The following is a 12109-nucleotide window of genomic DNA, read 5'->3' on the forward strand; positions in this document are numbered from 1 at the left end:
ACATCGGAAGCGTGATCAGCCACCCTCGGCGTTGCGCACGAGGGTGACGATATCCGCGCAGGCGCGCCGATCAGGCATCGACGCGCTTGGAGCCCACAGCCAGGCCGGCCTTCAGGCTGGCCTCGACGAACTCGTCCAGGTCGCCATCCAGCACCTTCTGCGTATCTGAACGCTCGATGCCGGTGCGAAGGTCCTTGATGCGGCTCTGGTCCAGCACGTAGTTGCGGATCTGGCTGCCCCAGCCGATGTCGGACTTGGTGGCTTCCACCGCGTCCTTCTCGGCGTTGCGCTTCTGGATCTCCAGCTCGTACAGCTTGGCGGCCAGCATCTTCATCGCGTTGTCGCGGTTCTGGTGCTGGCTGCGGCCGGTCTGACAGGCCACAACGATGTTGGTCGGGATGTGGGTGATACGCACTGCCGACTCGGTCTTGTTCACGTGCTGGCCACCAGCACCGGACGAACGGTACACGTCGGTACGCAGATCGGCCGGGTTGATGGTGATGTCGATGTTGTCATCGATTTCCGGCGACACGAACACCGAGGTGAAGCTGGTGTGGCGGCGGTTGTCCGAGTCGAACGGCGACTTGCGCACCAGGCGGTGCACGCCGGTCTCGGTCTTCAGCCAGCCATAGGCGTAGTCGCCTTCCACGCGCAGGGTGGCCGACTTGATGCCGGCGACGTCGCCACCGGAGACTTCCATCAACTCGGTCTTCCAGCCGCGCGATTCACACCAGCGCAGGTACATGCGCAGCAGGATCTCGGCCCAGTCCTGGGCTTCGGTGCCACCGGCACCGGCCTGGATGTCGACGAATGCGGCCGCATTGTCCATCTCGCCGGAGAACATGCGCTGGAATTCCAGCTTCTCGACGTGCGACTGGTGCTTGTCCAGGTCGGCGACCACGGCCAGCGCGGTGTCCTCGTCCTGCTCGGACTCGGCCAACTCAAGCAGTTCGGTGGCATCAGCCAGGCCGTCGAGCACCGAGGCGATGCCGCCCACGGTCTTTTCCAGGCTGGAGCGCTCGCGGCCCAGATTCTGGGCGTACTCGGCGTTGTTCCAGACGTCGGGGCTTTCCAGCTCCCGCGTTACTTCTTCAAGACGCTCTTTCTTGGCGTCGTAGTCAAAGATACCCCCGAAGCGACAGCACGCGATCGGTCAGATCGGTGATGCGCTGGCGGACAGGATTCAGTTCGATCATGTCGGCGGTTATGCATTCAAAAGATGACTGGTAATGATACCGCAGGCCGGGGATGCCCGGAATGAGGGCCTCATCCGGCCCCCAACGCCTGCCGGAGCAGCGGCAGCTGGCGCCGGCTGCAGGGCACCTTGGCCCCGTCGGCCATGTGCAGCAGGGCCTCGCCCCCCTCCAGCGGCTCGATCGAGCGCAGCTGGCCGCGATGGATCAGCCAGCTGCGGTGCGGGCGCAGGAACTCACCCGGGTCCAGCCGCTGCTCCAGCACCGCCATGGTGATCCGCAGCGGGTAGTCGTGCCCGCGTACCCGCAGGTTCACGTAGTTCCCCGCCGCCTGGGCGTACTCCACGTCGGCGGTGGCGACCAGGAACTCCTTGCCCAGCTTGCGCACCAGGAAGTGCTGCGGGCGCTCGACCGGTTCCACCGGCGGGCCGACGTCAGGCTCGGCCAGCAGGCTCGCCTCACCCTGCCTGCGCCGCCCGAACCAGCTGGCGAAGTGCTCCAGTGCCACGAACATCGCGAAGGTGCGGATATCCTTCAGGTATTCGTAGGCAAGACGCTCCAGCCATCCTGCATCGTCCTGGTAGCGGTAGCCCATCGACGCATAGGCCAGGTGCCGCAGCACCATCATCCCCACCACGTGCAGCAGCGACCAGCCCACGCTGGCCAGCAGATACAGTGGCAACCGCCGCTTCCAGGTATCGGCATGCAGCGGCCAGCGCTCACAGCCCCACCACAGCAGCGGCAGGGTCAGCAGGATCAGGGCGAGGCTGCTGAACTCCCAGATCATCGGCTCCCACAGCCCGAGATCGGCGCCGCGGCGACTGGCGTCCATCACTTCCACCAGCGCATTGGTCACTGCCGAGGCCGACAGGATCGTCGCCCATACCAGCAGGCGCGTTGAAGTACGCCAGCGCGATGGTCGGCCCTGGGTCATTGCTGCATCCATGTCGTTGCGGTGCTCCAGCCTGCCTCAAGGGACCAAAGGTAGCCGCTCCATTGGTCCCGCCACCCCCGCCATTGGTCACTGCGCGGGTTCCGGCGGCCCCTTGGCAGTGGCTGCACAGGCCGGACGGCGTCACGTTGGCTCGACCTTCCGGCACACCTCCACCATGACCCGACGCCACGACATCGACGCCCTGCGCGTGTTCGCCTTCGCCCTGCTGATCCTCTACCACACCGCCATGGCCTATGTGGACGACTGGGGCTTCCACCTCAAGAGCGTGCATACCGCCGAATGGCTGCAGTGGCCGATGCTGTTCGTCAACCGCTGGCGGATGTCGCTGCTGTTCCTGATTTCAGGCATCGCCATCGCGCTGATGCGGCCGGAAAGCAGGCTGCTGCGCTTTGCCGGCCTGCGCACGTGGCGGCTGCTGCTGCCCCTGCTGTTCGGCATGTTCGTGATCGTGCCGATCCAGCCCTACTGCGAGGGCGTGGCCAACGGTCATGTTGCGCCCGGCTTCGGGCATTTCCTGCTGCGCTACTGGCAGGTGCGGCCGTGGCCGGAAGGCAGTTTCGCCGGCTGGCAATACGGCATCACCTGGAACCACCTGTGGTACCTGGCCTATCTGTGGAACTACACGCTGGCCCTGGCCCTGCTGATGCCATTGCTGGGAACGGCCGTGGTGCGCCGTGCGATCGCGTTCTGCGCCGCCTCGCCGATACTGCTGATCGGAATTCCGTCTGCGCTGCTGCTGGCCTGGGTGATCTGGCTGGAGCCGGTCTATCCGTCCACCAATGCCCTGCTTGGCGACTGGTATCAGCACGCGAAGTACGCGACAGTGTTCCTGGCCGGCTACCTGCTCGGTCGTGAGCCGGTGTTCTGGCAGCGCCTGGTCTCCCTGCGCCGCACCACGCTGTGGCTGGCGCTGGCGGCGGTCGGCTGGTATCTGGGGTTGCGCATCCTCGGCCAGGTGCTGCCGGCTGACTCCTCGCTGCGGCAATGGCCTGAAACGTTCTGGGACCTGCAGGGCAGGACCAGCCAGTCGGTGTACGTCTGGACCGCGCTGCTGGCCATCCTCGGCTGGGGCAAGGTCTTCCTCGACCGCCCGTTCGGCTGGCTACCGTACTGCACCGAGGCAATCTATCCCTGGTACATGCTGCACCAGAGCCTGATCATCGTGCTGTTGTTCTGGCTCAAGCCATTGCAACTGGGTCCTTGGCTGGAGCCGTCGCTACTGCTGGGCGGCACCGTCGGCGGCTGCCTGCTGATCCACGAACTGCTGATCCGTCGCGTGCGCTGGCTGCGCCCCCTGTTCGGCCTGCGCGCCAATCCGCCAGCATCGCCGGTTGCACACGCTGCGCAGTTGTAGAGCCGAGCCAACGCTCGGCTGCCTCTGCCATGAGCCGAGCATGGGCTCGGCTCTATACCAACGTGGTCGAGCGCGCTCGACTCCATACGGGCGTGCGAGCGGTCAACGCACCTCGAACTCGCCCACCAGCACGGTTTCGGCTCGGTCCTTCAACCGCATCGTGACCATCTGGTCCTTCTGCTTCGACGTGCCCCAGTGGGTGGTCAGGCGCAGCATCAGCGTCGTCGCCCCGGTCACCAGCTGCTGGCGGCTGCCGAAGTAGTTCGCCTCCACCTTGTACTTGCCCGGCTTGGCGTTGCGTAGCGAGAACTGCTCGGGACCATAGCCGCCGGTGAAGTCCTGCGACATCTGCCCGCCCTGGTAGGTCAGGCGGTTGCCGTAGTAGGCGCGCTCGCCGTTCGGGTCGGTCACCCACAGGTCCATGTCGCTGTTGTCGGCATCCCACGACAGCACCACCCGCAGGTCCAGCGGCATCGCCTGCAGCAGGCGCGGGTCGATGCCGGTGGTATCCAGCCGGGGCGTGCTGCGGGCCACCAGGTTCGTCAGTTCATCCAATGCGATCAGGGCGATGCCATCGAAGCGGCTGTCCCACGGCCGCACCACCACCTGGTACAGCGGCGCCAGCGCCTGCTGCGGCTTGCCGGCCGCCGCCAGTGCCAGGCCGAGGTCGCGGAAGCTCTGCGGTTCCTCCTGGCCCATCGCCAGCACCTGCTCGAACACCGGCACCGCCAGCGCGGGAGCATCGGCCTGCATCAGTCGGTAACCGAGCACGCGCAGCAGGTGGCGGTTGTCCAGGTCCATCTCGGCCAGGTTCGACAACACGCGCAGTGCCAGGTCGCGCTGACCCTGCGCCAGCAGCAGGTCGGCCACGTCGAGGAAGAATGCGCTGCTGTCGGCATGGGCATCGCGCTCGGCCAGGTAGCGGTCATACAGTTGCGACGCCGGGCCCTGGCGCAGGCGCCGGGCGATGGCCGAGTCCGGCTGCCAGGCCGCCAGCTGGATGCCGAGCTCGCCCTCGTTGGCGGCAGCGGGCGCAGCGACACGGCCACCCGTGACCGTGATTGAATCCAGGGCCTTGTTCGATGCAGGCGCCGAGCGACGTGCACGCGCGCTGCTGGCTTCCATGCGCTGCTCGGCGGCGGCCATCGGTGCCGGGGCGGGCGGTGCCGCAGGGGCAGGCGCGGCGAGCGTCGCCACCGGCGCCGATTCCATCGCGTAGTCCGCGGAGGCAACTTCCAGTGCCCCGCCCTTCGGCTGCGGCGGCATTCCCTTCGGCCAGCTGCGGTTCCACCACTGCTGGCGCTCCTTCCAGTGTGCCGCCACTTCATCCAGGCGCTGGCGATCTGCAGCGGCGCGATCGCTCACCTGCCTCGCGAAGCGGGCATCGTACTCGGCGCGCAGTTTGCCGGACGGGCGGATCGCATAGCGCAGGTAGTCGTCCAGTGTCTCCAGCACGATCAGCGAGGTATCCGGCCCCACCAGGCCAAACTGCTGGGACAGGCGCTGCATGGCCTCACGGTTGCTGCGGCGGTCGACGGCCAGTTGCTGCAGGCGCGCCTGCGCCCACAGGCCGGCCAGCAGTTCGCCGTCATCGCTTTTCTGCGTGGCCGGCAGCGCCTGCCATTCGCCGCCACCCACGCGCACCCGCATCGGCACACCGTCGGCGGCCAGTCGTGCGTGCAGCCACAGCCAGCCCTGGGCTTCACTGCGACGATCGATCACCACGTCCTGCACGCCGCGCCCCGCATCGACCTGCACATCCAACGGCGACGACAGCAGCTCGCGCGCCGCTGCATCGACATCCTCACCCAGTGCAACAAAGCGGCCACCATGCGCTTCGCTCCAACCACGCAGTCGCACGGCATCGGTGCGCGCACCGGCGCTGCTGATCGCAAACAGGCGTTGATCCGCCACCATCGCCGGTAGCTGTTCCGGCCCATAGGTCAGCAGGCCATCGCTGACCAGCAGGTATTCCTTCACGCCCGGCTGCGGCTGCCACTGTGCCAGCGCGCTGGCACCGTCCGGGCGCACGGCCTGCAGGGCTGCGCGCAGTTCACTCCAGTTGCCGGCGCGGATACGGAATCGACGCACCTGTTCGGCGCGATCGCGCAGCACGGTCAACGCCACGGTGCCGTCACCCATCGCGGCGAAGTACCGATCCAGCAGGGCGAACTCGCGCGTGCGGTCACGCTGCCCACCCGAGCCGGAGCCATCCCACAGCAGGCCGATCTCGCGGGGCAACGTGCGCGGCGTGCTGCCGGTCGACACCTGCAGCTGCGCCAACAGGTAGTGCCCGTCCTGCCAGGGCGCCACCTGGACCTGCGCCTGACGTGCTGCGGGCAGGCTCCACTGCAGCTGCTTCGGCAACTGCGCGCCCCTGCCCTGCCACTGCAGCTGGCCCGCGCTGATACGGAATGGCGCCGTACCCGCGGCCGTCGCGCCCGGGGCCTGCAGCTTCAGTTCAACCGAGGCTGCACCGGCGGCGAACTGCAGCGGCAGCGTCCATTGCCAGCCGTGGCCGTCGAAGGCCAACGGCTCACGCATCACCAGCTGCACGCGCCGACTGCCGCCGGCCGGCAGCGGGTAGATGCGCAGGCGGAACTGGTTGCCAGCGGTCTGTTCCAGCAGGCCCGGGTCGACGCCGCGGCGGGCAATCTCCTCGAATACCTGACGACCGCGGTCCTTGGGCACCGGCACCGCGTCACGCATCTCGCCGTTGATATCCAGCGCGAAGCCGCTGATCTGCTGACCGTCGCCCAGCGGGAACTGCAGCTCACCTTCCAGCACGCGCCGGTTCGGGTTATGGAATTCCAGGGTGATCCGGGTCTGGGCGATGCCCGCCTGGACTTCGCCCTCGATGCGTGCGCGCTGCAGCTGCACCGGTTGTTCGGCGGCCGGCGCGATCAGCAGCGGCGTGGCGGCCTGCGGCCGGGAGATCGGCGGCGACTGCGCGCCAGCGGGGCAGGCCACAAGGGCCAGCAACAACACAGTGCAGCATCGGGCGAAGACCATGACCGGACTCCAGTGGGATCGTAGACCGTTGAACGCACGAGCTGCCGGAACGGGGTTGGCGGGGTCCCAAAAAAGGGGACGGAGGGGATCAAGTCGCAATGGCAAACAAGGCAAAAACGACTTGATCCCCTCCGTCCCTTTTTCTTCAAGCGGGGAGGCTGTGCTCCACAATCAGCTGGATGGCGCTGCCGCCGCGATAGTCATCGCAGGCGAGCCGGTAGGCGAGATGCACGTGGCGGCCCGGCGCGTTCCCGTGCCAGCCGCCGAAGTGGATCGCGTTGATCGTGCCGGGTACGCCTGGCAGGCGCAGTTCCAGCTTGAGGTGGCGTTCCTTCAGCACGCGCCAGTTGGCCACTTCGAAGTGGCCGTCGAACAGCGGCTCGGGGAAGCCTTGGCCCCACGGTCCAGCAAGACGCAGCGCGTCGGCGTGGCGATGGTCGAGTTCGTCCGCCGCCAGTTCGCCGTCGCTGAGTACCTGCTGCTGGAGCGCGGCCGGGTCGAGCATTTCCAGCACCACGGCGACGAAGGCCGCCTTGAAGTCATCGACGTGATCGAGGCGCAGGCTGAGGCCGGCCGCCATGGCGTGGCCGCCGAAGCGTTCGATCAAGCCCGGATGGCGCGCATCGACCAATGCCAGTGCGTCACGGATATGCAGGCCGGGGATCGAGCGCGCCGAGCCACGCAGGGTGTCGGCGCCCGGCTCGGCCGGTGCGAAGGCGATCACCGGGCGATGCAGGCGATCCTTCATCTTCGATGCAACCAGACCGACCACGCCCGGATGCCAGTCCGCGTCGAACAGGCAGGCAGCCACCGGGCGCTGGCCGGCCATGTCCAGCACCACACGGGTCAACGCCTGCTCGGCGTCGTCAGTCATCGACTGCTGCACGGCGCGCCGTTCCGCATTGATCTGCTCCAGCGTCTGCGCGATCTCGCGCGCCTGCCGTGGGTCTTCGGTCAGCAGCAGCGCGATGCCCAGCGCCATGTCTTCCAGCCGGCCCGCCGCGTTCAGGCGTGGGCCGAGTGCGAAGCCAATATCGGTGGCCGTCAGTCGCGTGGCGTCACGGCCACTGGCTTCGATCAGCGCACGCAGGCCGACACAACCCTGCCCTGCGCGCAGACGGCGCAGGCCCGCACTGACCAGCGCACGGTTGTTCGGATCCAGCGCCACCAGGTCGGCGACGGTGCCGACCGCCACCAGGTCCAGCAGCGTGGTCAGGTCAGGTCCCTTGCCATCGGCAAAGACACCGGCTTCGCGCATCTGCCGGCGCAGCGCCATCAGCACGTAGAAGATCACGCCGACGCCTGCCAGCGATTTACTGGGGAAGGCGTCGCCGTCCAGATTCGGATCGACGATGACATCGGCCGGCGGCAACTGCGGACCGGGAAGATGGTGATCGGTGACCAGCACCTGCCAGCCACGCGCCTTGGCCGCGATGACACCGGCGTGGCAGGCAATGCCGTGGTCGACCGTGACCAGCAGGTCCGGCTGCAGCGCGGCCAGCTCTTCCACCAGTGACGGCGACAGGCCGTAGCCGTGCACCATGCGGTTGGGCACCGCGTGGAAGACATGCTGCGCGCCGAGCATGCGCAGGCCACGCACGCCGACCGCGCAGGCGGTGGCACCATCGCAATCGAAATCGCCGACCACCAGGATGCGCTTGTCGTTGGCGATGGCCTCGACCAGCAAGCCCACCGCATCGTCGATGCCGGTCAGCAGCTCGGGGGCGTGCAGATTGCCCAGTTTCGGCTGCGCGAGCTCCGGGGTATGCGCGCCGCGTGCAGCGTACAGGCGCGCCAGCAGCGGCAGCGTGCCCTCCGGCCAGCTTCCGGGCGCGACCGCATCGCGGCGGCGGATCGTCGGCGTATCAGGAGATGACTGCACAGCATCGGCGGCAAGGGACATCGGCATCGCCGGGTGACGGAAGACCCGCGCATGATACCCGCTCGGCGTGCCCGGCTCTTCCCGGGCTTGGCGCAGGCGCGGCCATCGCCCATGCTTGTTCGCTTCTGAAACGGAATTCGCCATGTACCGCCCGCTGAGCGCACTGATTGTAGGCCTGCTGCTGCCGCTTGCCAGTCATGCCGCAAACACGCCGGTCACACCCGGTATCGAGTTCGTGCACCACGACTGGTTCCTGGCCTGCGACAACACCGGCACCTGCCGTGCCGCGGGTTATGGACCGGAAAACGCAGACAGCCTGCTGGGCCTGATGTTGGAACGTGCCGGCGGTCCCGGTACAACAGTGAAGGCGCGGCTGCGGGTGGGCGAGGATGGCGAAAGCGCAATGCCTGAAGGAGCGATGCGCCTGCTGGTGAACGACCGTGATCTGGGCCCGGTGCAGGACACCGGCGCCGACGAGGCCGTGACGCTGCGTCCCGCGCAGGTTGAAGCACTGCTCGCCGCCCTGCCCGGCCGGGCCCGCATCGAGGTCATCGACAACAACGGCACACGCTGGCCGATTTCCGACCGTGGGGCTGCCGCCGTACTGCTGAAAATGGACGAGACACAGGGAAGGATCGGTACACCCGGCGCCCTGGTGCGGCGTGGCACGCGCGCCGAAACCAGAGTGCCGGCTGCATACGCCAAGCCGGTGATCGTGAGCGCGGCGCTGGTGGCGCCACGTTCCGGAGACAGCGAACTGGGAAGCAGCGAAGCGCTGCGCGATGCCGTGATCGCCACGCTCGGCGACAGTGACGACTGTCCGCGCCTGATCGAGTACACGGGCACCCCGGAAATGGTGATCGAGCGGCTGGACGAGCACCATGTACTGGTGCAGGCGCTGTGCCAGATGGGGGCGTACAACTACAGCAATGGCTTCTGGATCGCGCGTGATCAGCCGCCGTTTGCCCCGCAGACGATCACGCTGGAGGCAGAGGGCTTCTCGCGCGCCGAACGCACGCTCTACGCACGCTACAAGGGCCGTGGCATTGGCGACTGTGTTTCCGGCTCGGACTGGGTATGGGACGGCCGCAGATTCCAGCCCAGCAGCGCTTTCAGTACGGGCCTGTGTCGCGGCATACCGGGCGGACACTGGATGCTGCCAACCCTGATCAGCGAGGTGCGTTGAATGCACGCATCTTCACTGTTACGCACGCCACTCCTGTTGGCGTTGCTGACACTGGCATCGACGGCCACGGCCACAGAGCCGGTTGGCATATCGTTCGTGGAAGGCGACGGCGTGATGGCCTGCGACAACACCCGCACCTGCCGGCTGGCAGCCTACGGTCCATTGGCGCCGCTGATGCTGAGCGCGCTGATCGGGCGCAGCGGCGGGCCAAGCGCGGCGGTCACCGCCCGGCTGTCGATGGCCGAAGGCGGCGAGGACGTGCCACCAACCCCTGCGGCGGTAGCACCCGAAGGAACGTTGCACCTGCACGTGGACGGAGAGGACCTCGGTGCCATCGGCCACAGCGAAGCACTCGACTCTGGCCTGGAGCTGCCCACGCACTACGTGACCGCCATGATCGAGGCCCTGCTGGCGGGCAAGCGCGTCGAGATGAGCGACGCTTCGGGCAACGCGTGGCCGCTGTCCGACCGGGGCATCCACACGCTGCTGCTGAAGATGGACGAAGTACAGGGTCGGCTGGATACGCCTGGCGCGCTGGTGCGCAAGGGCTCACAGCCGGAATCGAAGGTCCCGGCTGCGGTTACCGCGCCACCCCTGAAGGCACCGCCGCTTCTGGTCGAAGCACAGGAAGGCGACGCGCAGCTGGCCGAGCGGTCGGATCTGCTGCAGCAGCTGCAACCGGTGGCCGCTGCGGGAAATGCGTGCGACCGGATGTCGTCGCGCCAACTCCGTATCGAACGGGTAGATACCAACCATGTCCTGGCGCTGTTGAATTGCGCAACCGACCGCTACATCGTGTCCGCAGGTGCATGGCTGATCCGCGACCGCCCACCGTTTTCGCCCACGCTGATCACCGCGAGCACGCTGTTTCCGCTCTATCCGTATGCCGTATTCCTTGAAGAAGGTTCTGTGACCGACACCGATCCCTGCGGCACGAACCGGCACTGGGCCTGGGATGGCTCGCGCCTTGTCCTGAGCGCGACGTATTTGGGTGAATACTGCTCAACCCGGAGCCGCAGGCACTGGTCATTGCCGACCTACGTTACAGAAGTCCAGTAGTGATGAAGCCGAGCATGGGCTCGGCGCTACAGGGGGAATCAGCAGCACCCGTGGCTGTGCGGCAGCGCGCAGCGTCGGCTTCAATCGTGCAGCTGGCGCGGCTTCTTCCAGAACTGCCAGCGCTGTCCACGGTCCAGCTGGAACTGCAGGCCGTCTTCGAAATCCAGCACCAGCCGCTGCAGCTCACCACGCTTGAGCGCGGCCAGCAGCGGACGGATCGCTTCATTGCCGAGCTGCTGCAGGGAACGCAGCTGGCGCAGATCCACCAATGCATCCACCGCCTGCTCGCCGTCCACGGCGACGCCAGCCGCCAGGGCCAGGCCCTGCAACAGGGCATCGCGGCTTCGCACCTGTGCGTGCGGCGTGCTGACCGACACCGGCATCACGCCACCGCCCCAGAACCACAGCGAATTGATCGGCTGTTGTCCCTGCGCGGCGCGCTGCTGGTTCCAGGAATGGTTGTGCAGCAGTACCTGCGCTTCGGTCATCAGCGCCCGCCAGCGGCGGCCGCCCTCGCCTTCGGGCAGGTGAGAGAACAGGTCATCGCCCAGCACCTCGTCCGGACTGTCGAAGTCCGGCAGGGCCAGGTCGATCGGAAGCCGCAGGTACCAGCGCGAAGGATCCGGTGCGTCGAGCACGAATCCGGCATCGGCAAACAGCGGCTGCAGCACCGGCAACAGGGCCAGGCAGTCCGCCAAGGTCGGCCGCAGCGTCTCGCCGTAGGCCATCATCCGCGCGCCGTGCATGTCCGGCACCATGCAGGCCGGGTCGGCACGCAGCCAGCAGGCGCCGGCTGCATCGCCGACGTCGCGCTGGCGGGTCAACGCGGCCACCGGCCAGTGCGGCGCGGCAACCGTGAAATGGCGCGTCAGTTGTGCGCGTTCGCCCGGTGCGACCTGCGCCGTCGTGGCACGGCCGAGCGCACGCGCCACATCGTCCGCCAGCGCAGCCGCGGCAAAGCGGCTGCGTGCAGGCAACAGCAGGGTCGCCGTCGCCACGTGGTCAGTCCACGTAGCTGACGCTGACGATCTCGTACTCGCGCTGGCCGGCCGGGGCGTCGATCACGATCGAATCGCCTTCCAGCTTGCCGATCATCGCGCGCGCCACCGGCGAGGAAATCGCGATCAGGCCCAGCTTGATGTCCGCTTCCAGGTCACCAACGATCTGGTACTTCTTCTCTTCGTCGGTTTCCACGTCGGCCAGCGTCACGCTGGCGCCGAACACCACCTTGGAGCCGGCATTGAGCTTGCTCACGTCGATGATTTCGGCGTGCGACAGCTCACCTTCCAGCTGCTTGATGCGGCCTTCGATGAAGCCCTGTTCCTCGCGCGCCGCATGGTACTCGGCGTTCTCCTTCAGGTCACCGTGCTCACGCGCCTCGGCGATCGCGGCGATCACCTTCGGGCGCTTGACCGACTTCAGGTGATCCAGTTCGTCGCGCAGCTTCTGCGCGCCCTTCATCGTGATG

Annotated in this window: 9 protein-coding genes; 3 read left to right on the plus strand and 6 right to left on the minus strand. The window is 67.3% G+C overall.

All coding sequences use genetic code 11. The features are described 5' to 3' along the window. Positions 1–70: 70 nt before the first annotated feature. Together prfB and AC5P8D_RS05155 are read right to left on the minus strand one after the other, a co-directional pair. Positions 71–1196, minus strand: a protein-coding gene (prfB, locus tag AC5P8D_RS05150; RefSeq protein ID WP_097048047.1) for a peptide chain release factor 2 whose coding sequence is annotated in 2 segments (ribosomal slippage) — positions 71–1120 and positions 1122–1196 — 1125 coding nt in all. Because the reading frame shifts where the segments join, the coding sequence is not laid out codon by codon here. Positions 1197–1266: 70 nt separating this feature from the next. Next, the gene (locus tag AC5P8D_RS05155) at positions 1267–2127 is read right to left on the minus strand and encodes a LytTR family DNA-binding domain-containing protein (protein ID WP_197577244.1); all 861 of its coding nucleotides are present in this window, start codon (positions 2125–2127) and stop codon (positions 1267–1269) included. A 175-nt stretch (positions 2128–2302) separates the two neighbouring features. Here AC5P8D_RS05155 and AC5P8D_RS05160 point away from each other — a divergent pair, with 175 nt between their 5' ends. Beyond that, entirely contained in the window at positions 2303–3502 is a 1200-nt protein-coding gene (locus AC5P8D_RS05160; RefSeq protein WP_313510742.1) for an acyltransferase family protein, read from the plus strand. A gap of 102 nt (positions 3503–3604) precedes the next feature. Here AC5P8D_RS05160 and AC5P8D_RS05165 read toward each other — a convergent pair whose 3' ends face one another. Together AC5P8D_RS05165 and recJ are read right to left on the minus strand one after the other, a co-directional pair. Next, positions 3605–6514 carry a DUF2135 domain-containing protein gene (locus tag AC5P8D_RS05165; RefSeq protein ID WP_159360091.1) on the minus strand — a complete coding sequence of 970 codons (2910 nt, stop codon included), beginning with the start codon at positions 6512–6514 and terminating at the stop codon, positions 3605–3607. A 145-nt stretch (positions 6515–6659) separates the two neighbouring features. Next, positions 6660–8417, minus strand: coding sequence for a single-stranded-DNA-specific exonuclease RecJ (gene recJ / locus AC5P8D_RS05170; protein WP_010482517.1), 1758 nt, complete (start codon positions 8415–8417; stop codon positions 6660–6662). A gap of 121 nt (positions 8418–8538) precedes the next feature. On the opposite strand from recJ, the gene AC5P8D_RS05175 reads away from it, so the two are divergent. Both AC5P8D_RS05175 and AC5P8D_RS05180 read left to right on the plus strand, forming a co-directional pair. Continuing rightward, positions 8539–9582 (plus strand): DUF1176 domain-containing protein, encoded by a 1044-nt coding sequence (locus AC5P8D_RS05175; protein WP_329764943.1) that lies wholly within the window; start codon positions 8539–8541, stop codon positions 9580–9582. After that, positions 9583–10641: a DUF1176 domain-containing protein gene (locus tag AC5P8D_RS05180; RefSeq protein WP_043398985.1), complete on the plus strand. Its 1059-nt coding sequence runs from the start codon at positions 9583–9585 to the stop codon at positions 10639–10641. A gap of 80 nt (positions 10642–10721) precedes the next feature. Here AC5P8D_RS05180 and AC5P8D_RS05185 read toward each other — a convergent pair whose 3' ends face one another. Together AC5P8D_RS05185 and greA are read right to left on the minus strand one after the other, a co-directional pair. Then, positions 10722–11639, minus strand: coding sequence for a phosphoglycerate mutase (locus tag AC5P8D_RS05185; RefSeq protein WP_043398987.1), 918 nt, complete (start codon positions 11637–11639; stop codon positions 10722–10724). A 4-nt stretch (positions 11640–11643) separates the two neighbouring features. Further along, positions 11644–12108 carry a transcription elongation factor GreA gene (greA, locus tag AC5P8D_RS05190; RefSeq protein ID WP_026347191.1) on the minus strand — a complete coding sequence of 155 codons (465 nt, stop codon included), beginning with the start codon at positions 12106–12108 and terminating at the stop codon, positions 11644–11646. Between the last annotated feature and the right edge of the window lies 1 nt (position 12109).

The organism is Stenotrophomonas sp. YJH_SMC_101-4 (assembly GCF_059370395.1).